Raw genomic sequence first — 24883 nt, 5'->3', positions numbered from 1 at the left:
AATGCTTCGCTAAACATGAGTATTTCATTTGAATTTGTATGTATCAGTATAATATAAAATGTGATGAAGCTTTACTGTAGTCGCATACTCCGTATATTGAAGATAGCGGCAAAGGGGGCAGCTTCGGTCTTTTATAGTTGTGCTTCGTAAGGCTAAGCAAAGAACTTGCCAAAATGTTTCGGTCGGTTTTAATTGTTAGCAAAAAAATGAATATAATCTGAGCATCATTAAATGGGAGCTGTTATTTTTATTTTGGTTTTTTGATAAAAAAATGTAATTTTGCCTGGCAAATAGAAAACCCACAAGATATTTGCCATGCAATTAGATCCAAAAAAATTCGTAGCTGAAGGTCTCACATATGACGATGTATTATTAATACCAGCTTATTCCGAGATTCTACCTAGAGATGTAGATACAAGTACTTTTTTGACCAAGAAGATAAAACTAAATATACCGTTGGTTTCGGCTGCGATGGATACAGTCACGGGGTCTGATTTAGCAATCGCTATTGCACAAGCAGGTGGAATAGGGATGTTACATAAGAATATGACCATTGGTGAACAAGCTGCTGAGGTACGCAAAGTAAAGCGTTCAGAAAGTGGTATGATTCAGGATCCTGTCACACTGTTGGAGTCGGCTACAGTGGGAGATGCATTCAGTATCATGAAAGAGCATAAAATCGGAGGTATTCCAGTTATTGATCTGGATGGTAAATTGGTTGGTATTGTAACGAATCGAGATTTGCGTTTTCAAAAAAATATGGCTCGGCCTATTAATGAGTTGATGACAAAGGATAATCTTGTTGTTGCTCCCGAGGGAACAGATCTGGTTAAAGCTGAGGAGATTCTTCAGAACCATAAGATAGAGAAGTTGCCTGTGGTCGACAATAACTATATGTTGAAGGGGCTGATTACATTTAAGGATATACAAAAGTATAAGCATTATCCTAATGCAGCAAAAGATGAGCATGGACGTTTATTGGTTGGAGCTGCTGTAGGGGTCACAGGAGATACTTTGGAGCGGGTTGATGCATTGGTGAAAGCTGGGGTTGACGTAATTACGATTGATACTGCCCATGGTCATTCTCTAGGTGTAATCAATAAGTTGAAGGAAGTTAAGTCAAAATATCCTGATTTGCAGGTTATTGTTGGGAATATTGCTACGGGAGCAGCGGCAAAAGATCTTGCAGATGCTGGTGCGGATGCTGTCAAAGTTGGTATTGGTCCGGGTTCAATATGTACTACTCGTATCATTGCGGGAGTCGGGGTTCCACAGTTATATGCTATTTATGAAGTTGCTAAAGCACTAAAAGGTACTGGTGTGCCTTTGATTGCGGATGGCGGGATCAAGCAGACAGGAGATATTGCTAAAGCTATTGCTGCTGGTGCATATACAATTATGGCAGGTTCGCTATTCGCTGGAGTAGAAGAAGCTCCAGGCGAGACGATTTTGCTTGAAGGACGTAAGTTTAAATCTTATAGGGGGATGGGATCTATAGAAGCCATGGAGAAAGGTTCGAAAGATCGGTATTTCCAAGACGTCGAGGATGATATTAAGAAGTTGGTACCTGAGGGGATTGTTGGTAGAGTTCCATATAAAGGTACTTTAGCAGAAGTTGTATATCAATATATAGGTGGTTTGCGTGCTTCTATGGGGTACTGTGGTGCTGCATCTATAACAAAACTACAGGAAGCGCAGTTTGTGCGAATTACCGGTGCAGGCTTGAGAGAGTCACATCCTCATAATATACAGATTACAAAAGAGGCGCCCAATTACAATAGTAGGGGATAGTTTGTTTTTTGTTTGCTTTTCCATATTTATAACTGTAAATTGTGATTGGTTATCAACTTTATATATCATTTATTTAAAAATATAGTTATGGGAAAAGGAGATAAAAAGACAAGAAGGGGTAAGATTGTAATGGGATCTTATGGAAAGCGAAGACCTGGACGGAAAAAAGAGCTTGTAAAAAGCCAAACCGTTCCAAAAGATAGTAAATAGGCAACCGAAAGGTTGCTTTTTTATTGGGTTAGCTTTCTCGTGTTATATGTTGAAAGTTTTTTTCTTGTTATTTTTTCATTAAAAACTATATTTAAATATGATTTTAATAAAAAACTACACTTTTTAATATTAAATTGTATATTTGTTTGCTGCTTTTGGAGATTTTTTGTTTTAACGATACCTCTCTGAGCAGACTAATCAGTGAGACGAAAGGATCATACATAATTTATTGAAATGAAATTAAGTCAAAAACAAGCCGTATTTGAGAATGAAGTGCTCACGCGCTTTGATTTATTTAAAAGTCTGTTCTTAACCCTACCTTTTCAACGTGTAAAGCATACAGGCACATTGCTTCCATTTTTTACGACCCACTGTGAGCAAGGCGTTGAAAGCAATTCGACACCAGAGACTATAATCGATAGTTTTTTTCAGCAGTATGAGCAATATATACAAGATGAAGATCGTGTAGATCTTCTGTTTAGAATTGTACAATATATCGAACGTCAAGTGGTCTTATTCGATGCAATAGAAGATTCTTCTTTTCAGGCTGTTGGAAAAAGTGATGAAATCGGAGGATTAAACTCTTTGTTCAAACTGGCCCAGAATGATGCTAAACTAAAAAAGCAACTTGTAGAGAAATTACGTGACTTTTCGGTGCGCTTGGTATTGACAGCTCACCCTACACAGTTTTATCCTGGGCCTGTGCTGGGAATAATCAATGATCTAATCGAGGCTATAAAGGCAAATGACATCTCTAATATTCATCTTTTACTTCAACAACTGGGTAAAACGCCTTTTATAAAGCAGCAACGTCCAACTCCCGTGGATGAAGCCGTAAGCTTGGCTTGGTACTTAGAGAATGTTTTTTACAAAGTCACCTCTGGTATTCAATCTAAGATCGATGACGAATTAGAGGTGCCGTCGGAAGATGTAAAGCAGTTGATTGAGTTGGGTTTTTGGCCCGGAGGCGACCGTGATGGTAATCCAAACGTGACTGTCGAGAGTACAAAACGCGTGGCAGGAATGCTTAGGACCATACTATTCCGCTGTTACTATCGCGATTTTAGGGTAGTAAAGAGACGGATTACTTTTAAGGGAGTGGAAGGTTACTTGGAGAATCTTCAAGAGTTGTTCTATACCAATAGTTTTCACACAGTAGAAAACCCTAAAGATGATACGGTAGAGATACTAGAAAATCTAAATGCTATTAGAGAGGTTCTTCATTCTTTACACAACGGTTTGTTTGTTGAGCTTGTTGAAGATTTAATTCGTAAGGTAAATACATTTGGTTGCTATTTTACTACGTTGGACATTCGTCAAGATAGTTCCGTATTACGGCAGACGATTAACTATTTGGTGCAAGAGCATGGTGAAAAGCTAGGGATTGAGGTAGCGCAGCTCACTACGAGCGAGGAAAGCAAGCAACAGGCATTACGTTTTACAGAAGATAATTTAGTGTATAAAGATGATGCGGAACCGTTGGTTAAAGATACGATAGGTGTGATACAGCTGTTGAAAGATATCCAACGCTCGGGAGGAGAACGGGCTGCGCAGCGTTTTATTATTTCTAATTGCCAACAAGCCTCAGATATATTGGGCTTGATGCAATTGTTTTTGTGGGAAGGATGGCAAAGGGATAAGTTGTTTATTGATTTTGTCCCTTTATTTGAGACTGTGGACGATCTAGAACGGGCCTCAGACGTGATGCGTACATTGTATAGTAACCCTATTTATGCAGCGCATCTAGAAAGGAGAGGGAATAAGCAAACCATTATGCTCGGTTTTTCTGATAGCACGAAAGATGGAGGTTATCTCATGGCCAATTGGTCTATTTATAATGCGAAGATGGAGCTGACTGCTTTGGCTAGGGAGTACGAAGTGGATCTGGTGTTTTTTGATGGCCGCGGTGGACCTCCAGCCCGTGGTGGCGGAAAGACACAACGGTTTTATGCCTCAATGGGAACCGAGATCGAGAATAAGCATATACAATTAACTATACAAGGCCAGACTATCAGTAGCCAATATGGTTCATTAGATACCGCGCAGTATAATATTGAACAATTACTACATGCGGGGTTGATTTCTGAAATTAGGCAAAATCAAGGCGATACACTTACGGAAAAACAAAAGCAGATTATTGAGGATATGGCTGAAGCTAGTCATATTAAGTTTTTGTCTTTACGTAATCACCCGCTCTTTTTAAAATACCTAGAGGCGTTGAGCCCGTTAAAAGCACTTTCTTCTATCAATATCAGTAGCCGTCCGGTGAAACGAAATTCTGATAGGGATCTTCGACTGGAGGATTTGAGGGCGATTTCTTTTGTGACTTCCTGGAGCCAATTAAAGCAGAATATTCCAGGTTTTTTCGGGGTCGGTACAGCTTTGGAATGGGCAGAGGAGAATAATCTGTGGTCGTATGTACGTAATCTATATGATAATTCTGGTTTTTTCAATACGCTAATTGATAACTGCATGATGTCTATGACGAAGTCAAATTTTGCTATTACTTCTTATATGAAGGACGACCCTACTTTTGGTGAGTTCTGGCATATACTCTATGATGAGTATGTGAAAACTAAGAGTTATTTGTTGAAATTGAGTGGTGCAAGTGTGCTCATGGAAAACTATCCCGTTGAAAGGGCTTCTATTTTGGAACGTGAAAAGATTGTGTTACCACTGTTGATCATCCAGCATTATGCAATTCGTAGGTTACGTGAAGGTAGTCTCGCCATAGAACAGGAGGATATATACAGAAAACTCATTGGACGTACCATATATGGTGTCGTCAATGCAGGTAGGAACCTTGCATAATAGATAATCCGAAAGTATGGGGTATTCTGATAGATATTTTATATTTTTGTATTCGAGAAAAAAGAATTAAAATGAAATTAAATACTTTATTTTTTGCCGCAGTATGTGCAGGTACTTTGTTTAACTCTTGTGTAGATAAAACAGCAAAGGAGAATCAGTTGAAATACACGCATACTACTTTGGTAGACGGTGATGCGTTTTCTGCTTTCCAGAAAATTGGAGAAGCAGCACAGGTAGGTGTAATTGTAGCTGAGCATGAAGAGGCTAACGGTGAAGCGAAATCGAAAGAGGTTGCCGCAAAAGTGAAAGCTTATTATGCAGGATTGATTCCATCCTTGGATACTATTGCTAGAACTGTACAAATCGATTTTCCCATCAAAGGTGTGCCTGCTCCAGAATTGACTACTGCTCATGCAACAGATTCTACTGCTTCTACAAATGTAAAGCATACGGACTACGTGCATAATGCACAACATGAAATAGGGTTGATAAAAGAACAGTTAACACGTTTGACTCGCAATACTAACAAAGATTTGCGCGCTTTTGCTGAAAAGCAAGTGGATATCGTATCTGAAGTATACAAACAGATTGGTGGTAAAGAAGAAGCTCATTCGCACCATTAATAGATGTTTTGCGCTATAAAAAAAGGGAACATGTACATGTTCCCTTTTTTTATATGTTAATTCTAACGTTAATTTAATGGAAAATTAATATTAAAACGTTATTATTGGCAGATTAAAAAAAGAATGCCGGTGAGATACGCAGCTATAGATATAGGTTCAAATGCAGTCCGATTGTTGATTGCGGATATTTTAGAAAAGAAGGACGAGGTGGTATATACCAAGAATACACTGCTTCGAGTGCCATTACGTTTGGGAGATGATGCTTTTATTGATAAGCATATATCTGTAGGTAAATTTCAGGATATGGTCAAAACAATGCGGGCTTTTAGAAACCTAATGGATGTCTATAAAGTGACGGATTATATGGCCTGCGCAACCTCGGCAATGCGTGACTCAGACAATGGTGCAGATGTGGTCAAAGCTTGTAAAGAGGAGGGGATCGATATAGAGATCGTAGATGGAGGAATTGAAGCAAAGATTATCTATAACTCTTATTTAAGTAATACGATCGACAAGACTAAGGTGTATTTGTACATAGATGTGGGAGGAGGTAGTACAGAGATAACACTGTTTGCGAATGGTGAGCTTGTTGACTCTCAGTCTTTCAACTTGGGGACGATCCGTATATTGGATAATCAGGATCAACCGGAGACATGGGATAAAATGCGCCGTTGGGTTAAGGAAAAGACAAGAGGTTATAAAAATATCTATGGTATAGGTACTGGAGGAAATATCAATAAGCTTTCACGCATTGCAAATGAGAAAGGAGATAAGCCGATGACATATGCTAAATTGAAGGCTATTTTCGACCATTTGAATTCTTTTTCGCTAAAAGATCGTATTCATGAATTAGGATTACGGTCTGATCGGGCTGATGTTATTATTCCGGCTTCAGAGATTTTTTTGACCATTATGAAGGTTGGCCATCTGAAAAACATTGTAGCTCCGCGAGTTGGCTTAGTAGATGGGATTATCCAAACACTGATTGATAAAAATTTTAAAAATAATATGTCAAATTAACTTGTGACTTTAAAAAAAAGCCATATTTTTGTCGCTGTAATACCCAGGTGGCGAAATTGGTAGACGCACCATCTTGAGGGGGTGGCGCTCGCAAGGGCATGGCAGTTCGAATCTGCTTCTGGGTACATAAAAAAAAGTGATCATATTTTATGATCACTTTTTTTTATGTACTTTTCTTTAAAGATTATTGGCTTTTACGGTGATTTCTGCGATATCAAGTACTTGTATTTGCTCTTCTTTTTCTTTAATCTTTACACCATCCTGTAACATGGTCATGCAGAATGGACATGCGGCAGCTACAACAGATGCGTTGGTTTCTATCACATCTTCTATACGTTCTATATTAACATCTTTGTTGCCGGGTTCTGGCTCTTTGAACATCTGCGCCCCCCCGGCTCCACAGCATAGGCCATTGCTGCGACAACGTTTGAGTTCTACTAGGTCCGCATCTAAAATCTCTAGAGCTTTCCGTGGGGCCTCATAAACTTCATTGGCGCGTCCGAGGTAGCAAGGGTCGTGATAGGTAATACGTTTTCCTTTGAAAGCGTGTCCATCAGCAGGTTTTAATTTTCCTTGCTCGATAAGTGACTGAATCAACTGGGTGTGGTGGATTACTTCATAGTTTCCGCCTAGTTCCGGATATTCATTCTTTATTGTGTTGAAGCAGTGTGGGCAGGCGGTTACTATTTTCTTTATTTCGTAGCCATCAAGTACCTGTATGTTCATCATAGCCTGCATCTGGAATAGGAACTCGTTGCCTGCTCGTTTGGCAGGGTCACCGGTACAACTTTCTTCTGTACCTAGAATTGCATATTTTATACCTACATGTTGAAGTATTTTACAGATATCTCTTGTAATACGTTGCGCTCTTTCGTCAAATGAGCCAGCGCAGCCTACCCAAAATAATATATCTGGAGATTCGCCTTTAGCAACTAGTTCGGCGACTGTGGGGACTTGTATTTGATTTTCCATGTTTAAGAATCTTTATTGATTGGCCCAGTTGGCACGATCTGCTTGTGCATATTTCCAGGGAGCTCCATTGTTTTCCATATTTCCCAGCATCCCGTTGATGCTTGCGGGAGCCTTGGATTCTTCCATTACCGCGTATTGCCTTAAGCCCATAATAATTTCTAAAGGATTGATGTTTACAGGACATTGCTCTACACAGGCATTACAGCTTGTACATGCCCATATTTCTTCTCTACTGATATAATCGTCCAGTAAGGATTTTCCGTCATCTATGAAGGACTTATTAGCGTCGATATTCTTACCTATTTCCTCTATTCGGTCTCTCGTATCCATCATTATCTTACGAGGAGATAGCAATTTTCCAGTGATATTAGCTGGACAGGAGGAGGTACAGCGTCCACACTCTGTACAGGTATAGGCATCTAGAAGATTTTTCCAGGTTAGATCTGTAGCGTCTTTTACGCCAAATCTTGACACTTCTCCACTAGGAGGGGGAAGACTGGGATCGAGCATGGCTTTTACTTCTGCAGTGACGGCAGGCATATTATCAAACTTACCCTTTGGTTCCAATTTTGTAAAGTACGTGTTAGGGAATGCTAAGATAATATGAAGGTGTTTAGATAGCGGAAGATAGTTAAGAAAGGCCAATACCCCCACAATATGAAACCACCAGCAAAAACGTTCTATAAGTATTAAGCTATCGAATGTACTTGGCAGCAATGGCAGTAAAGAAGTACTAATAGGGAGTGTACCGGCTGTCGTATAGTGTGGATGTCCTAATATCTGTAACTTTTGATCCGCCGCATTCATGATAAGGAACGCTGCCATTAACAGAATCTCCGTAATTAGAATGATGTTCGCATCTGTTTTTGGCCAGTCTTTTAATTCATGCTGATTTAATCGTTTCAGCTTTAATACATTTCGTCTAATGAAGAAGACAGCGCAGGATAGTAAAACAAGTAGAGCTAGAATTTCGAAACTATAGATTAAAAAGCTATAAAAGCTTCCCATAAAGGATAGAACACGGTGTGTACCGAATATTCCATCGATTACGATTTCTAGCATTTCTATATTGATAATGCAGAATCCTACGTATACACATAGATGAAGTAATGCAGGAATGGGACGTTTAAACATCTTTTTTTGACCAAATGCTATTAATAGCATAGTCTTTAATCGCTCTGAAGCATTATCAAAACGGTCGACCGCTTTTCCTAATTTGATGTTTCTGTAAATCTTTGCGGCATTTCTGTAGAAGAAAAAAACTGCGGCAAAGAATAGGATTGTAAAAATCAATTGACCAATCATAGTTTTATAACCAGGTTCAAGAACAAATATAATTAATTATATGGGATATTATGCGTGCATAATATGTATTTAGAAGGATTAAAAATTAGTCTGAAAAACACCGTAGAATGTTTTACGGTATCAATATAAACGGTGTTTCTGAAGGAGTCACGTTTCTCTAGTCAAATTTGATGACATAGAATTGGTTAAAGTCGGGGGACCAGTTACTCTCTACTTGGGTGAAGATAGCAGTCTACTTTTGGAAAGTAAAAAAAAAATTCTTTAATTGAAGTCCAATTGGTTACTGTATGCAGAAAAATAATGAATTGTCTGGAGTAAAAGAGATTGCGAGAAGAGCAAATGTGTCGATTGCGACAGTGGACCGCGTGATTCATAATCGGAGTGGTGTCTCTGCGAAAACAAAGGAGAAAATCGAGGCTATCATAAAGGAAATGGATTATAAGCCCAATCTTTTGGCGAGAAGTTTAGCTTCAAAAAAGAACTTTCGTATTGCTGTACTGATTCCGCGGGAATCCCCTGAGACTGAGTATTGGAAGGCTCCGCTTGAAGGTATAAATAGGGCTTGGTCGGAGATTCGTATGTATGGAGTGGAGGTTGTTTTTTTTCATTATGAACTTAATGACAGACAGACATTCAACTCGGCAAGCAGCAATATCCTTAACGATAGTTTTCATGGTGTAATTTTAGCTCCCTCATTTATTAGTGAAGCCTTAGAGTTTTTTTATAAATGTGAGGCAAAGCGGATTAAGTGTGTGTTCATTAATTCAGATATATCTAATGTGACTCCTTTAAGCTATATTGGACCTGATTTATTTCAGTCAGGTAAACTAGCAGGAAATCTTTCGAAATACCTGATTCCGGATGGAGGAAATATCCTTATCTTCAATGTGTCGAGAGAGTTGGGAGCAGAACACCATTTGCTGAAAAAAGCAACGGGCTTTAAAAGTTATTTTGAAGAGAACAAATTAGCTTCTAGGGTCGACATGTTGACAGTCCATAGAACTGATTATGATTCCATAATGGTTGAACTAGAAAATTACTTGAGGTACAATCCCGTAGATCTACTCTTTGTCACGAACTCGAGAGTTTCTACTGTAGCTAAGTATTTTGAGACCAATAATATTACGAATATAAAGCTGATCGGTTATGATTATCTTAGTCGTAATATTGAATATTTGGAAAAAGGAATCATCGACTTTTTGATTTGTCAAAAGCCGATAGAGCAGGGGTATAAGGGGCTGTTGACGTTATACGAATATTTTATTGAAAGTGGCCAGGTGGACAAAGTGCAATTGATGCCTATAGATATCCTCACTAAAGAGAATTACAAATATTATAAGAATTAGATAGAACAGAAAAATTGTTTCCGAATATATTTTCGGGTACGTACACTATTTAGTATCTTTATAACGTAACATAATAAACCGCATTATGAAAAATCTAAGTAGAAGAGACTTCGTTTGTACAGGCTCCTTAGCTTTGGGTGCTGTAATGATAAACACAGCTTCGGGGATTCCTTTTTTTCAGAATAAAGGAAAGCGTATTGGTATCATTGGTTTGGATACCTCCCATGCTATAGCTTTTACGAAATCCTTACACGGTAAGCCCGAAAAATTTCGTGATTACAAAGTTGTGGCTGCATATCCATACGGGACAAGGACAATACCTTCAGCTACAGATCGTATCCCTAAGTATATTGCAGATATAAAGAAACTCGATGTTAAAGTCGTGGACTCTATCAAGACATTGTTGAAAGAGGTAGACTACGTATTGTTAGAAACAAATGATGGCCGATTGCATCTAGATCAGGCTCGTGAAGTTTTCAAAGCGAAGAAACCCCTTTTTATCGATAAGCCTTTGGCAGCTTCCTATAAGGATGCGGAAGAAATCATGCGTCTGTCTAAAGAATACAGTATTCCTTTTTTCTCCTCTTCGTCGTTGCGATATATTTCTGGTATGAAGGAGATTTTAGAAGGAAAGTATGGGAAAGTGTTAGGAGCTGATGTCTATTCGCCAGCTACCATCGAACCGAGTCATTTAGATTTCTTTTGGTATGGGATACATGCTGTAGAAATGTTGATTACATGCATGGGGGTGGGGTGTAAAATGTTGAATCGTACCCATACCGATGGAACCGATATTATTGTTGGGGTTTGGGAAGATGGTCGTGTTGGAACTGTAAGGGGGACGAGGACTGGTACAGCTGCTTTTGGCGGTACGGTTTATTGTGAGAAAGGAGTAGTCAAGTTAGGCGATTTTTTAGGTTATGAACCTCTACTAGAAGAAATAGTCTCATTTTTTGATTCAGGAGAAGCTCCAGTTGATGAGGGCCAAACGTTGGAAATATGTGCTTTTATCGAAGCTGCTGATTTGAGTAAAAAGATGCAGGGACGATCCGTCAATTTAACAGATATCACCTTAAAATAAACTTACTATTATGGATAATAATTCGAGAAGAAATTTTATAAAGAAAACATTGATCGCATCTACTGCTGTAGGATTGGGCGGAGTCTTGCCTGGTTTTAGTGCTAAAAGTTATAATAGGATTGTCGGTTCTAATGAGAAAATGCGAGTTTCTGTAATGGGGGTCAACTCTCGTGGGGCGGCATTGGCACAAAATTTTGCCAGTCAGGCCCAGAGTGAAGTAATCCATGTATGTGATGTTGATAGTAGAGCTATTGATAAATGTAAGACGGGACTTGCTAAGTTTCAGAATACGACCGTAACGGGATTTAGAGATTTTAGAAAATCATTGGAAAGCAAGGATGTGGATATTTTTGTTATTGCCGCACCTGACCACTGGCATGCCCCTGCAGCTATATTGGCTTCACAGGCAGGAAAAAGTATCTATTTGGAGAAACCTTGTGGCCACAACCCTAGAGAAGGTGAACTGTTAATAGCTGCAGCGAACAAGTATGGAAATATAATTCAGATGGGTAATCAACGAAGGTCATGGCCTAATGTGGTTAAAGGCATCGAAGAGGTGCACAACGGTACCATCGGTAAGGTTTTTTATGCAAAGACTTGGTATACCAATAATCGTCCTTCGATCGGTGTCGGAAAGAAGACCTCAGTGCCATCTTGGTTAGACTTTGATTTATGGCAAGGGCCGGCGCCTCGGACCGCATATCAGGACAATTTATTACACTACAACTGGCACTGGTTTTGGAATTGGGGCACTGGTGAGGCTTTGAATAATGGTACGCATATGGTCGATCTAGCACGTTGGGGGTTGCAGGTTGACTATCCTACCCGAGTGAGCTCTAACGGTGGTCGATATGCGTATCAAGATGATTGGGAGACGCCAGATACGCAGGTTATAAGTCTTGAATTTGGGCCTGATAGAATGATCACTTGGGAGGGAAGAAGCTGTAATGCTATGACGACAGAAGGATCGAATGTTGGAGTAATATTTTATGGGTCAAATGGTTCCTTGCAGATCGATGGTGCAAATTCTTACAAACTGTTTGATATTAAGGGTAAGTTGGTTAAAGAAGTCAAAGACAGTGGGCCAATCGATACGGCTAGTCTCAGTAGTCCTTCTCAGCAATTGGATGCATTACATATGCAGAACATGTTTGCGGCAATGAAGACGTCGGGAAATCTTAATTCGGATATTGTGAGTGGCCATAAAAGTACCCTATTAGTGCAATTAGGGAATATAGCATTAAGAGCTGGTAAGCAATTGGAAATAAATCCACAGAATGGATATATTTTGAACGACGATAATGCGATGAAAAATCTATGGTCAAGAGAATACGCTAAAGGATGGGAGCCTAAAGTCTAAATCGTATGGGAGTTAATAAAGTTAAAACCGCAGCTAGTCTGACGCAAAGGGAGACTATTGTATCAATAGGGATTATAGGGGTGTTGTTTTTTATGTTTGGTTTTGTTAGCTGGGTTAATGCTATATTGATACCTTACTTTAAAATAGCTTGTGAATTGACTAATTTTCAATCGTATCTAGTCACGTTTGCATTCTACATTTCCTACCTGATTATTTCCATGCCATCTTCTTACCTGCTTAAACATAAAGGGTTTAAAAACGGTATTATGATTGGTTTTTTTATTATGGCGTTTGGCGCATTTATTTTTATTCCTGCAGCATTGACGCGGACGTATGAGGTGTTTTTAATAGGTCTGTTTTCATTGGGTGCGGGTTTAGCGATTTTGCAGACTGCTGCCAACCCTTATGTGACCATATTGGGTCCTAAAGAACGTGCAGCACAGCGTATTTCCATCATGGGTATATGTAATAAGGCCGCAGGGATATTGGCACCATTAATCTTTGCTACCGTTGTATTGCGGGCTACAGATTCAGATTTATTCAAGAACCTTGAAACTATGGATATTGTGCAACGGTCCCAAGAACTTGATGTCTTTATCCGGCGCGTGATTGCACCATATGCAGTTCTAGGTTTTATTCTCGTAGGATTGGGATTGTTAGTTCGTTTTTCTCCGTTACCAGAGATTGATACCGAGTATGAGGATGCGGATGTGGCAGCCAGCAACTCATCTAAAAATAGTATCTTCCAGTTTCCTCATTTAATTCTAGGTGCTATAGCTATTTTTTTGCACGTGGGGACACAGATTATTTCAATAGATACTATAATAGGATATGCGGGATCAATGGATATTGACCTTTTGGAGGCTAAGGTTTTCCCTTCTTACACCCTTTTTCTCACTATAGTGGGATATCTCTGCGGGATTGTCTTAATACCTAAAGTGATGAGCCAAGTTACAGCTTTTAAGGTCTGTACCATTTTGGGATTGCTCCTCTCTTTTGGAATAATTTATCTCCATGGAGACATCACATTATTAGGGCATAAAGCTGATGTTTCCATTTGGTTTATCGTTTTGTTGGGGTTTGCCAATTCACTCGTGTGGGCAGGCATATGGCCATTAGCATTGAGTGATCTTGGAAGGTTTACAAAACAAGGAGGAGCGTTGCTGATTATGGGGCTATGTGGTAACGCCATTATGCCTATGATATATGGTCATTATGCTGATGTATTTGATCTACGAACAGCTTATTGGGTTCTGGTACCCTGTTATTTGTATCTGATTTTTTATGCGGTCCATGGCCATAAAATTCGTAAATGGTAGAATGAAATTATATAAAAAAGCTTATTTATGGACTGCTTTATGTCTATTGGGAATGGGATGTGGTCAAAGCCAGTCCTCTAAAAGTGATGAAGATTTGATTAAACTGGTGCTGATACAACCTGAACATTTCCATGCTGCGCTTGTTCAGAAATATAAAAACGCGGAGATAGAACCGAAGGTACATCTTTTTGCAGATACGGAGAACTCTGCAGAAGCCTATCGGGATTTCATACAACAATATAATTCACGAAGAGAGAACCCTACAGATTGGAAAGTCATAGCTTATTATGGGCATGATTTTCTAAATAAGGCGTTTAACATTGGGAACGTAGTTGTATTGGCGGGCGACAATCAGCGGAAAATTGAGTTTATATCACAATCCCTAGAGAAAGGTAAGGATGTTTTTGCCGATAAACCGTTGGTTATTAATACCAAGGGATATGATAAACTTGAAAGGCTTTTGACCTCATCTTCAACTACACCACTAATATTCGATATTATGACTGAACGTTATGATGTAAAGAATCTTATCGTCAAGTCGTTATTGAATGATACTCAATTTTCGGGAGGTATTAATAAAGATGAGAGTGGACATGCTATTAAATTTAATAGTACACATCATTTTATAAAGGATGTTTCGGGGAAGCCTTTGATACGGCCTGCTATGTTTTATAATACGTTACAGCAGGGAGAAGGTTTGGTTGATGTTACTACTCATTATATTGATTTAGTGTACTGGATGCTTTCGTCAGAACAAACAGTTGATTTAAAAAAAGATATAAAGTTGGATAGCTCTTTCAGGTGGTATACTCGGGTTACTAAACGTGACTTTGAAAAATCTACTGGACTAAAACAATACCCAAGTATGTTAAAGTCGTCGGAAACAAATGAAGGAGATCTCGCTGTATATAGCAACGGGAAATTGTGTTTTAATTTTAAAGGGGTTCCTGTTTCTGTTGCAGTTCAATGGAATGTGGAATCATTGGACAAAAGAGGTGATCAATTCTCAGCAGAGTTTAATGCAAAAAAGTTTCGATTAGAAATAAAGCCTGATAGCACCGGGGTAATGTCTGTATTCGTAATACCGAAAGAAGTGAATAGAAACTTTGAGGGAGAGCTGAGACAAGCACTTGGAGAATTGAAAGACTTGCCTGGTTTGGATATTATGCAGGAACAAGATGCTTATAAGATATCAGTACCTAAAAGTTTATATTTAAGTCATGAAGATCATTTTGCTAAGGTTTTGAATCAGTTTGTGCTCTATCGTAGAGCAAATGCATTACCTGACTGGGAAAAATCTTTTATGTTGGCTAAATATTATTTAACGACCCAAGCATTGGCGAAGGCAAAAACTATCGGCTATGAAGAAGATTAGCATTTTCATTTTCTCATTTTTATTTGGCCAGGTTTTATTTGGACAAACAAGTCTTCTACACGAAAAGCTAGCACCTTATTTTTCTCCCCCAGATTCTTTACGTAATGATTTTGGAGAGTTTCGTTCTCCGCTTTTGTTCAAAAACGGTAAGAAAGTGAAATCCGCAAAGGAATGGACAAAACGTAAAGAGGAAATAAAGCGAGATTGGGAAGGTTATCTGGGAATATGGCCACAACTTTATAAAGAACAGCGTTTTGAATATATTGATACACTATATGAAGAAACGTATACACAATATGGTGTGCGTTTTAAATGGACACCTACGGAATGGACAAAGGGCTATCTATTGGTGCCTAAAATTGCTAGTGGTAAAATGCCTGCAGTTGTCAGCGTATTCTATGATGCTGAAAGCTCAATAGGAATTGGTAGCCCAAATAGACCTTGGCGACCTTGGCGAGATTTTGCAAAACAATTGGCAAATAGAGGTTTTGTAACTTTGGCTATTGGTACGCAGGCTGCTTCTGAACGCAATGAATTTTCACTGTATTATCCTTCTATTGATTCAGTATCTGTTCAGCCACTTTCTATGCTTGCTTATGCTGGGAATAATGCCTATTACGTTCTCGCTAACTGTAAGAATGTAGATAAAAAGCGAATCGGTATTGTTGGCCATTCTTTTGGAGGAAAGTGGGCTATGTTTGCTTCTTGTCTTACAGATAATTTTGCCGCTGCTGCATGGTCAGATCCGGGAATTGCTATGCAGGAGAATAGAGAATCAATAAACTATTGGGAACCTTGGTATCTTGGTTTTCATCGTAAACCTTGGCGTAAGAGAGGGATGATTACCGATCAGAATCCGGCCTATGGTGTGTACAATCAGTTAAGGAAGGAAAATAGAAATCTACATGAACTACATGCTTTGATGGCACCTAGGCCTTTTCTAGTATCTGGGGGAGCTGAAGATCCAGTAACACAGTGGAGAGCGTTGAATCATAGTGTCGAAGTCAACAAGCTTTTGGGTCAAAAGGAAAGAGTGGCCATGACAAATAGAACTACACACTCGTTAACTGAAGACGCTACCGAAGTGATATATACATTTTTTGAATATCATCTGAAATAAAATCACCGTTTCTTTAATGGTGTAGCTTCTATTGCTTTAGAGAGGTAGACTTTGCTGTTATATAATCTGCCTAAAATATCCTCATCTATATTTGATTCTGCTAATCTTAGAGCATATAAATTTGAACTGTTGGATATTACCTTACAGTGTAGAAAATGGAAGCTCTTAGAAAGACGGCTTTGGATGATTATAACTTTCCCTCTTTGAACTGTTCGGTTGCATAATTTGCTGCTCTAGCTGATAATGCCATAAAGGTTAGGGAAGGGTTTTGATTTCCGCCACTTGTCATACATGCACCGTCAGTTACAAATACATTTAAACAATCATGTAATTGATTGTATTTGTTGAGGACAGATGAAGCTGGATCATCGCCCATGCGCGCTCCGCCCATTTCATGCACTTCTAAACCCGGCTGTCGACCCAATTCCAGATGTTGATCTATTATTTTAATATCTGTGCAACCGGATTTCTCAAGCATTTCCTGCCCAGACTTAAAAAAGTCCTCCATCATAGCGATATCATTTTGAGTATAGCCTACGGAAGTTATTAGTTTTGGCAATCCATATTTATCCTTTTCCCTACTAAGGCGTACATGGTTATCAAAAATAGGCACGACTTCACCTTGCATCATCATACCGATTCTCCATCCTCCAGGTTCTGTTAAGCTGTCTTTGAAGATAGGTCCTACCTGTAAAGAACTCGGACGTTTCCAATCATCGCGGTTAGCACTGAATGCGATCAGGTATGAGCCTTCAAAATTTGGATGTTTGGACCTAATGTTTTCGAAAGCAGGAATAAATACCTGCGTGGGACGCTTACCATAGTAATATTTATCTTCAAAACCAGCTATTTTGGCTTGTATTTTTCCTCTGTAATTATGAAATACAATATAGTGTCCTAATATCCCGCTACTATTTCCGAGTCCATTAGGGAAGGAGTCTGAGATAGAGTTCTGCAATATCAAGTTAGAGTTTAAAGTAGACGCATTTAAGAAGATGATTTTAGCATTGTATTGCTTTTTCTGCTTGGTATGTGCATCTATCACCTGTACACCTGTAGCCCTTTTTAGCTCCTCATCGTAAACGATTTTTTCGACGATACTGTCTGTCTTTAACGTTAGGTTGCCTGTTTTTTTGGCAAAAGGAAGAGTAGAAGAATTCGCGCTAAAATAACCTCCGAAGGGGCATCCTCTCTCGCAGAGCGATCTAGCCATACATTGACCTCTCCCTTGTTGTTTCTGCGTTTCTGTAATTTGTGCTAGATTTGCTGTTCTTCCAATTATCGGGAACCTGTTTGGGAAGTTGTTGCGTATTGCCATTGATATATGGCTTTCTACAGCATTCATTTCGAAAGACCCCACAACCTCAGAATCTGGGAGGTTTTCAATGCCGTCTTTATTACCGGATATACCGATGAATCTTTCTACATGGCCATACCAAGGTGCAAGATCTTCATAAGTTATAGGCCAATTGGCCTTAGTATTGAACTGTCTTGGGTTATTAAACTCGAAGTGGCTCCATCGTTGTGTCTGTCTGGCCCAAAGTAACGATTTACCACCTACCTGATATCCTCTTATCCAGTCAAAGGGTTTCTCTTGGATATATTCCTGCTCTTGATCTTCAATGTAGAAATGGGAGGTTGCTTCGCTGTAAGCATAGTGTTTACTTATTAACGGGTTGGTTTTCTTTTTTTTGGAGCTGATGCTGTTGGCTCGGGGGAATTCCCATGGATCGAGCATTGCGGTAGGATAATCCTTAATATGTTCCACCTGTCTCCCTCGTTCAAGCAATAGTACTTTCAGCCCTTTTTCACAAAACTCCTTAGCCGCCCAACTTCCTGAGATACCAGATCCAACAACTATTACATCAAATGTTTCTTTCATAATTTAGTTCCGTGTACGTAACCAATACTAATGTACCTCTTTTTTGAAACATTTTAAATTATTCTGAATAAAATTTTAACCGGGAATATTAAATCAAGAGCAGTCAGCCATGTATAAAAAAAGGTGGTTTGTTAAAACCACCTTTTAGATATAGATAACAGTTAAAGCCTATTTGATGCCTAATTTCGCTTTTACGTCAGCAGTCACATCTTCACCACCGTCATAGTATACAGCTGCTCCTGAACCGATATCAAATATATAAGCATATCCTTTTTCTTTGGCTACGGAATTGATTGCAGTCATCAATTTTGATTGGATAGGAGTCATCAGCTCTTGCTCTTTTTTACGGACATCATCTTGAGCCACTTTTTGAACTTCTTGAACGCGTGTCTGCAATTGTTGAAATTCCTGTCCCAGAGCTTGTAATTTAGTTTCTGTTTCAGCTTTGTTGGCTGGGCTCTGATTATTCATGAGTTCATCAGCTTCCTTTTGTTTCTTTTGGAGCTCAGCAATCATCCCGTCTAATTCTTTTTGTTTGGTTTCCCCTAATGTTTTTAACTGCTCCTGCGCTGCTTTGAATTCGGCCGTCGCTTGAAATACTTCATCAGCATTTAAATGTCCGATTTTCTGTTGAGCACTTGCTATTTGTAATCCTGCAAATAATCCTACTGCTAAAACTGCTCCTTTTACTAAATTTTTCATTCTTTTCATGTTAAACTCTACAATTACAAGTGTAATTTTTAAATAATTCTTTATTGTTAATAAATTAGTTTCTATGTGTTATGGTGTCTTTTCGGCTAATGAGGGATCTGGTTTGAAACCTAATTTTGTGATTATATCATTGCTTTTATCTAACCGAGGGCTTGCAAATAGGAAAGTAACCTCACTGCCTTTGTCTAGTACTAGATCTAGTCCTTGAGTAGTCGCAATATCTTGAATTGCTTTTGCAACACGTTCTTGGATAGGTTTTACGAGACGTATACGCGTTTGAAAAAGCTCTCCTTCATAGCCGAATTTTTGCTTTTGGAAATCCTTTACTTGTTTTTCTTTATTAACGATTTCATCTTCTCGTCTCTTACGCATATCATCGTTCAAAAGCACTTGATCATTTTGATAGGCTTTGTACAGACGCTCAATTTCGCCGTATTGTTTGTCGACTTCACCCTGCCATTGTACAGATAGGTCATCGAGGCGTTTTTGAGCCGATACATATTCTGGGATATGTTTTAATATATATTCCGAATCTACATAAGCAACGCGTTGTGCAAAAGAAGCGCTGATGCTACAAGTTATAAAAGCTAAAATTGCGAATATCTTTTTCATCTCTGTATTATTTTTCTATTTAATAACAATTTTCATTCCTAAGCTATAATTCTATGACAACAATTATACTAAAAAGTTTAAACACTAAAAACCTCCCATGTTTTGCATGATACTAAATGTGAAACTTTGTTTCCATTCGCTAGAACGCATTCCAGGGATCGGATCAAAGGCATGACCATAATCAATACCAAGCATACCAAAGATCGGAAGGAAAATACGAGCTCCCACTCCCGCAGAACGACGGACTTTAAATGGGTTTACTTCCGAAAATTTATTCCAAGTGTTACCCGCTTCTGCAAAAGCCAAAGCAAAAACAGTAGCCTGATCATTCAACATGATCGGATGACGTAATTCAACCTGGTACTTTGCATATATCGGGCTACCTGAACTGACTGCTACACGTTGCATATTGTTTCCTGTAGATGCCGGTATGATTGTACCATTAGCATAACCACGCATTGCAATGATTTCAGAACCTTGCAAGAAGTCAAATCCTTGCATGCCATCACCTCCCAGTTTGAAGCGCTCAAATGTAGAAGTTTCTGTACGGTTGGTGTAGTTCCCCAAAAAGCCGAATTGAGCTTGAGTTTTAAGAACTAATTTACCGGCTACTTTCATATACCACTGTGAATCGAACTTCCACTTGTGGTATTCGGTCCATTTAAAACGAACTTCTTCTGGATCTGTTTTATAGTTGATATTATTCCAAGACGAATAAGGAGGCGTCAACTGAACACTAAAGCGGATATGTGAACCTGAAGTCGGATATATAGGAGCATCTATGGAGTTTCTACTGATCTCCTGTGTAAAGTTTAAGTTATAGGCCGTTCCATTCGCAAACAAAAAGTAATAGTCATAATTCTGAAGCTTGTACCGCTGGAAAGATAAGGAACTATTAATTTGGAAGTAGTTGTCTGGCCACTGTAAGCGTTTACCGAGAGATGCAGTCACACCTGTCATCCAAATACGTTGTAGTTCCGAGTCTTTTACCATTTGTTCGCCGGTATAGTAATTAAAGCCACCGGCTGACGAATTTGATGTATATGCACTTAAGCCGAAGTAGACAGGTTTTTTACCGCCTAGCCAAGGTTCCGAAAATGAAAAACTATAGGATTGATAGCGTTTGCCCGAAGTTTGTCCACGTACGCTTAGTTTTTGGCCATCACCACGTGGTAGGGGCTTCCATGCATCTTTTTTGAAAAAGTTACTTGTCGAAAAGTTGTTAAAAGTAAGTCCTAATGTACCAATGATTTGTCCAGCACCATAACCTCCGGATAATTCAACCTGATCCGAGGGTTTCTCTACGACATTGAAGATGATATCAGTAGTTCCATCTTCGTGATTCATCGTAGAAGACGGGATATCCGGTGTGATCTTTTGTTCGTCAAACATTCCTAGTTGGGATATTTCACGTATACTTCGCATGATCAACTCTCTAGAGTATTTTTGTCCAGGTTTAGTATATATTGAACGCAACACTACACGATCATTGGTGACATCGTTGCCTTTTACGATAACGTTGTTAATTGTATACTGTTTTCCTTCACTAATCTGTATTTCAAGATCGATGGTGTCATTGTATATTTTCTTGATTACAGGATTGATGTTAAAGGTTAAGTATCCATCATTTTGATAAAGTGCACTAATATCATCACTATTACGGGTCGGCCCCATCAGCTTTGCATTAAGTTTTTCTTCGCTATAGATATCTCCCTTTTGAACTCCAAGTAGAATATTTAAGATAGAGTCTTTATAACGGGTATTACCTGTCCAGTCAATGTTACCTACGTAATATTTTGGTCCTTCGTAAACCTCCATGTCGATTCGGACTTCTTTTTGTCCATAACGATATACACTATCAGATAAGATCTGTGCATCACGGTATCCTTTATCCTGAAGCTTCGCTACGAGCTTTTCTTTTGCTTCTTTATACTTGTCATCCTTGAATTTTCCTGGACCAAATATTCTGAACCATTTTCTGGGTTTTACGCCCTTGAGGTATTTTGTTAATTCGGCATTTGTAAAGGTTTCATTACCGGTAAATAGAACTTTATTAACTTTTATTTTCTTGTTCTTTTCAACATTTACATTTAAAATTTCGTTGTTTGCCTGAGCTGAATCTTTAAGCGTGTTTATTTTTATATCTGGATAAAGATAGGATTTCTCTCTTAAGAAACGCTGTATAGTAGCTCTCGTTGATTGAATTAGATTTTCATTAACAATACGACCTGAACTTGAGTTTAGACGTTTGTTGATTTCTTCAGTTTGAGATTTGCTTAATCCTTTGATATCAATACGTGTCAAGCGAGGTCTCTCTTGTACACGAATTTCAAAGAAGATGGTCTCACCGTCGATTCGCGTAGCCCATAACTGTACGTCTTCAAACAAATTTTGAGCCATAAGATCCTTAATAACACTAGCAGTAGCTTCTCCTGGTACCTCGATATATTGACCGACCACAAGTTTGGAAATTGTAATCAATACATCTGTATCCAAGTATTGAGCTCCTTTTACTGTAACTCCACCAATGACATAGTCTTTCGGTTGTAAATAAGAAATTTCATCTGGGTCTGAAAGGTTGACAGGCCCACGATTTGCTATTTGAGCAAATGTAGAGAAGGAGGTCAACAATAAAAACGCGGCTGTTAGTATATATAGTTGCTTCATTTACTTGTTATTATGGATGCTAAAGTACATCAAACTCTTGTTAATTTTTGTTAAAAGTATAATTGCTTTAAATAGTTGTTTTACAGCTATTTGTGTTTGTTTTTTGTTCTCATTCAAAGCTGTTCACTGGTTTTTCCAAACCTTCTTTCACGCATTTGAAAATCAGAGATAGCCGCAAATAAATCTTCTCGATCAAATTCTGGCCACATTTTAGTCGAAAAGAATAGCTCGGCATACGCCAGTTGCCATAATAGGAAATTACTTATTCTGTATTCGCCACCTGTTCGTATCATGAGATCCGGATCAGGGATATCTGCAGTATATAGGTTGTCAGCAAATTCCCTTTCACTAATTTGTTCTAAGTCCAGTTCGCCAGACATTACTTTTTGGGTAATACGTTTACTTGCCTCCACAATCTCAGAACGTCCACCATAGCTCAGTGCTAGGCTTAATGTACATTTGGTATTATCACGTGTCGCTGACATGGTTTCTAATAGCGTTTTTTTTGCATTACTTGGCAAATCATCAATATTACCTATAGCATTCAATTTAACACCGTTTTTCTGAAATGTTTTAAGCTCTTTATTGAGAGAATTGATCAGTAACTCCATTAATGCCTGGACTTCTAATTTTGGACGATTCCAGTTTTCCGATGAAAACGCATATAACGTCAGAAAGGGAATACCAAGCGCGATACTGCCTTCAAGTACTTCGCGGACTGCCGTAACACCGTTTTTGTGCCCAAAAACCCGTAATTTTCCTAAACCCTTGGCCCAGCGGCCGTTCCCATCCATAATAATAGCGATATGGCGTGGAAGCTTTTTAAGGTCTATATTTTCTTTAACACTCATTGATTTTACTAAAATATTACTGCCACCAATAACATTTTTTACTAATTATTGTATAAGTCAGTGTGATCCCGGCAGTCATGTAACCATCAAGTTTTTTACCATCCCCGCGTGCTCGACCATGATTCTGCACTAAATTTTGGCTAGGATCAGCTAAAAACGTAATATCGTTTATTGTAAGATTATTTTTATTCGTTTTAGGTAGCGCGACTTTACTTGGGTGCAGATAATATTGACTTATACCATCTATGTTGTCACTCATGGCTATTCTATAAATGGATTCAGCACCAATAGACCAAGGGCCTTTTATATTGTATTTAAAGCCGATACCAAGCGGTATTGCTACCGCAAATTTAGAAAAAGTGATCGGATTGCCTTCTTTGTCTGCCTCTAGGTGTAATTCTCGTAATAAAACTTTCTTTGGCCACCTAGCTGAGGTTATATAAGGATCATGTTTGATAGCGGCAATACCGCCTATAAAGTAAGGTGTGTATCTATTTACCTGTCTTCCTGCTATATACTTAAAGAAGTTAAACTCCGCCGTTATAGCGAGTTCCGACACCTGATTATGAAAATGGAAGCTTCTTTGTTTTTGATTTTTAAAATCTTGATCACTTGCTGATACATATAAGTGATTATATCCAAGCTTGATACCCCAGGTTGGATTCAGATTATATTTCGCAAATACCCCGCCACCTAAATTTCTGTAGTAAAATGGATCAGCTGTATTTATATCTCCCATATAGCCAGTGGCGACACCGGATATGCCAAATTCATACTGTTGCGCCTGGATATCCGACAGTATGAAAGATAATATGGTTAATATAGCAATACGAATTTTAATCAACTTTTACTGATTTGGTTGTAAAGATAAAGTTTTTGCAATAATTGTATAACCTTAATTTTTGTTAAATCAATTATTAATTTAATAATTACGAACATCGATTCCCCAAAGCAATTTTTCGCGTAGTGTTCGGAAGTACCCATCTTTTTCTAATCGGATCAAATTAACACTGAAAGGAGCTTTTCGAATACTAAGTTCTGCGACTGTCGGTAGTGTTTCACTTTTTGAGTCACAGCTCAGTATAAACTTTTCTGTACGGCTTTCGATACGTAGATGTAGTGTCATATTTTCCGATACAACGATTGGACGGACGTTCAAGTTGTGCGGAGATATCGGGGTTATCACAAAGTTACCGCTACCAGGCATAATGATCGGCCCACCACAACTTAAAGAGTAGGCGGTAGACCCTGTAGGAGTCGCTATAATAAGACCATCGGCCCAGTAGGAGTTCAGTAGTTCGTTGTCTATTTTTGCGTCAATTGTAATCATTGAAGAGCTGTCGAACCGGAATACTGTTATGTCGTTTAAAGCGAAATTTTCGCCATTGAAAAGATCTTTATGGTTACTTTCTACTGCCAGGAGGGTTCGTTTCTGAATATGGAATTGCTTGTTCAGGATTTGGTTTAACGCGGATTCTATTTCGTTTTTTTGGATATTTGCCAAAAAACCCAAACGGCCAAAATTGATACCTGCGATTGGAATCCCAGAATCTCGGATTATAGATACTGCCGCAAGCATAGTGCCATCTCCACCAAGACTTAAAAGAAAGCTAATGTCTTTAGGTAGATCTTCATGGGTGGAGAATGTCGCTAAGTTAGGACGAGAAAAGTTGTTTTTCAGTAAAAAATCATAAAACTCTATATGTACGGAAATCTGAATATTTCTCTTTGTTAAATAATAGAAAAGATGGTCGACATAGGGGATTACCGTCGAATTAAATATTCTGCCAAAGATTGCAATTTTCGTTTGCTCCATTGCTATAGTAG

At 38.7% G+C, this 24883-nt stretch carries 20 protein-coding genes and 1 tRNA gene; 12 read left to right on the top strand and 9 right to left on the bottom strand.

Going from position 1 to position 24883, the window contains the following annotated elements; translation table 11 throughout:
• Positions 1-315: 315 nt before the first annotated feature.
• The 6 genes from guaB (at position 316) to JKG61_RS07855 (ending at position 6580) form a co-directional block, all read left to right on the top strand.
• Complete coding sequence (guaB, locus tag JKG61_RS07880) at positions 316-1791, top strand: IMP dehydrogenase (protein ID WP_202102413.1); 1476 nt, start codon at positions 316-318, stop codon at positions 1789-1791.
• Positions 1792-1878: 87 nt separating this feature from the next.
• Entirely contained in the window at positions 1879-2001 is a 123-nt protein-coding gene (locus JKG61_RS07875) for a 30S ribosomal protein THX (RefSeq protein WP_202102412.1), read from the top strand.
• A 234-nt stretch (positions 2002-2235) separates the two neighbouring features.
• Positions 2236-4812, top strand: a complete 2577-nt coding sequence (locus tag JKG61_RS07870) for a phosphoenolpyruvate carboxylase (RefSeq protein ID WP_202102411.1) — start codon at positions 2236-2238, stop codon at positions 4810-4812.
• A 71-nt stretch (positions 4813-4883) separates the two neighbouring features.
• Entirely contained in the window at positions 4884-5435 is a 552-nt protein-coding gene (locus JKG61_RS07865) for a hypothetical protein (protein WP_202102410.1), read from the top strand.
• 129 nt (positions 5436-5564) lie between these two features.
• On the top strand, positions 5565-6455 hold the full coding sequence (locus tag JKG61_RS07860; protein WP_202102409.1) for a Ppx/GppA phosphatase family protein: 891 nt from the start codon (positions 5565-5567) through the stop codon (positions 6453-6455).
• A 41-nt stretch (positions 6456-6496) separates the two neighbouring features.
• Positions 6497-6580 (top strand) — tRNA-Leu (locus JKG61_RS07855).
• Between the two features lie 52 nt (positions 6581-6632).
• Here JKG61_RS07855 and JKG61_RS07850 read toward each other — a convergent pair.
• A complete protein-coding gene (locus JKG61_RS07850) occupies positions 6633-7427 on the bottom strand; it encodes a (Fe-S)-binding protein (RefSeq protein WP_202102408.1) in 795 nt (264 codons plus the stop codon).
• 12 nt (positions 7428-7439) lie between these two features.
• On the bottom strand, positions 7440-8732 hold the full coding sequence (locus tag JKG61_RS07845) for a 4Fe-4S dicluster domain-containing protein (RefSeq protein ID WP_202102407.1): 1293 nt from the start codon (positions 8730-8732) through the stop codon (positions 7440-7442).
• Between the two features lie 287 nt (positions 8733-9019).
• Here JKG61_RS07845 and JKG61_RS07840 point away from each other — a divergent pair, with 287 nt between their 5' ends.
• The 6 genes from JKG61_RS07840 to JKG61_RS07815 all read left to right on the top strand — a co-directional run bounded on the left by JKG61_RS07840 (position 9020) and on the right by JKG61_RS07815 (position 16333).
• Positions 9020-10078, top strand: coding sequence for a LacI family DNA-binding transcriptional regulator (locus JKG61_RS07840; protein ID WP_202102406.1), 1059 nt, complete (start codon positions 9020-9022; stop codon positions 10076-10078).
• A gap of 85 nt (positions 10079-10163) precedes the next feature.
• The gene (locus JKG61_RS07835; protein ID WP_202102405.1) at positions 10164-11159 is read left to right on the top strand and encodes a Gfo/Idh/MocA family protein; all 996 of its coding nucleotides are present in this window, start codon (positions 10164-10166) and stop codon (positions 11157-11159) included.
• Positions 11160-11169: 10 nt separating this feature from the next.
• A complete protein-coding gene (locus tag JKG61_RS07830) occupies positions 11170-12519 on the top strand; it encodes a Gfo/Idh/MocA family protein (RefSeq protein WP_202102404.1) in 1350 nt (449 codons plus the stop codon).
• 5 nt (positions 12520-12524) lie between these two features.
• Positions 12525-13838: a sugar MFS transporter gene (locus JKG61_RS07825; RefSeq protein WP_202102403.1), complete on the top strand. Its 1314-nt coding sequence runs from the start codon at positions 12525-12527 to the stop codon at positions 13836-13838.
• 1 nt (position 13839) lies between these two features.
• The gene (locus JKG61_RS07820) at positions 13840-15213 is read left to right on the top strand and encodes a putative oxidoreductase C-terminal domain-containing protein (RefSeq protein WP_202102402.1); all 1374 of its coding nucleotides are present in this window, start codon (positions 13840-13842) and stop codon (positions 15211-15213) included.
• Positions 15200-16333, top strand: coding sequence for an alpha/beta hydrolase family protein (locus JKG61_RS07815; protein ID WP_202102401.1), 1134 nt, complete (start codon positions 15200-15202; stop codon positions 16331-16333). The genes JKG61_RS07820 and JKG61_RS07815 overlap by 14 nt, the downstream gene beginning before the upstream one ends.
• A gap of 187 nt (positions 16334-16520) precedes the next feature.
• Here the strand turns inward: JKG61_RS07815 and JKG61_RS07810 are convergent, their stop codons facing one another.
• The 7 genes from JKG61_RS07810 to JKG61_RS07780 all read right to left on the bottom strand — a co-directional run bounded on the left by JKG61_RS07810 (position 16521) and on the right by JKG61_RS07780 (position 24872).
• On the bottom strand, positions 16521-18215 hold the full coding sequence (locus JKG61_RS07810; RefSeq protein ID WP_202102400.1) for an FAD-dependent oxidoreductase: 1695 nt from the start codon (positions 18213-18215) through the stop codon (positions 16521-16523).
• A gap of 168 nt (positions 18216-18383) precedes the next feature.
• Complete coding sequence (locus JKG61_RS07805) at positions 18384-18917, bottom strand: OmpH family outer membrane protein (protein WP_202102399.1); 534 nt, start codon at positions 18915-18917, stop codon at positions 18384-18386.
• A 78-nt stretch (positions 18918-18995) separates the two neighbouring features.
• The gene (locus JKG61_RS07800; RefSeq protein ID WP_202102398.1) at positions 18996-19538 is read right to left on the bottom strand and encodes an OmpH family outer membrane protein; all 543 of its coding nucleotides are present in this window, start codon (positions 19536-19538) and stop codon (positions 18996-18998) included.
• An 84-nt stretch (positions 19539-19622) separates the two neighbouring features.
• The gene (bamA, locus tag JKG61_RS07795; protein ID WP_202102397.1) at positions 19623-22205 is read right to left on the bottom strand and encodes an outer membrane protein assembly factor BamA; all 2583 of its coding nucleotides are present in this window, start codon (positions 22203-22205) and stop codon (positions 19623-19625) included.
• Positions 22206-22318: 113 nt separating this feature from the next.
• Complete coding sequence (locus JKG61_RS07790) at positions 22319-23056, bottom strand: isoprenyl transferase (protein ID WP_202102396.1); 738 nt, start codon at positions 23054-23056, stop codon at positions 22319-22321.
• Positions 23057-23072: 16 nt separating this feature from the next.
• Positions 23073-23900, bottom strand: a complete 828-nt coding sequence (gene porG / locus JKG61_RS07785) for a type IX secretion system protein PorG (protein ID WP_202102395.1) — start codon at positions 23898-23900, stop codon at positions 23073-23075.
• Positions 23901-23978: 78 nt separating this feature from the next.
• A complete protein-coding gene (locus JKG61_RS07780) occupies positions 23979-24872 on the bottom strand; it encodes an NAD kinase (RefSeq protein WP_202102394.1) in 894 nt (297 codons plus the stop codon).
• Between the last annotated feature and the right edge of the window lie 11 nt (positions 24873-24883).

It is taken from the genome of Sphingobacterium faecale, from assembly GCF_016746095.1.
Classification (GTDB): Bacteria; Bacteroidota; Bacteroidia; order Sphingobacteriales; family Sphingobacteriaceae; genus Sphingobacterium; species Sphingobacterium faecale.
The sequence above is the reverse complement of the archived record's forward strand: the minus strand, read 5'-3'. Positions and strand labels throughout refer to the sequence as shown.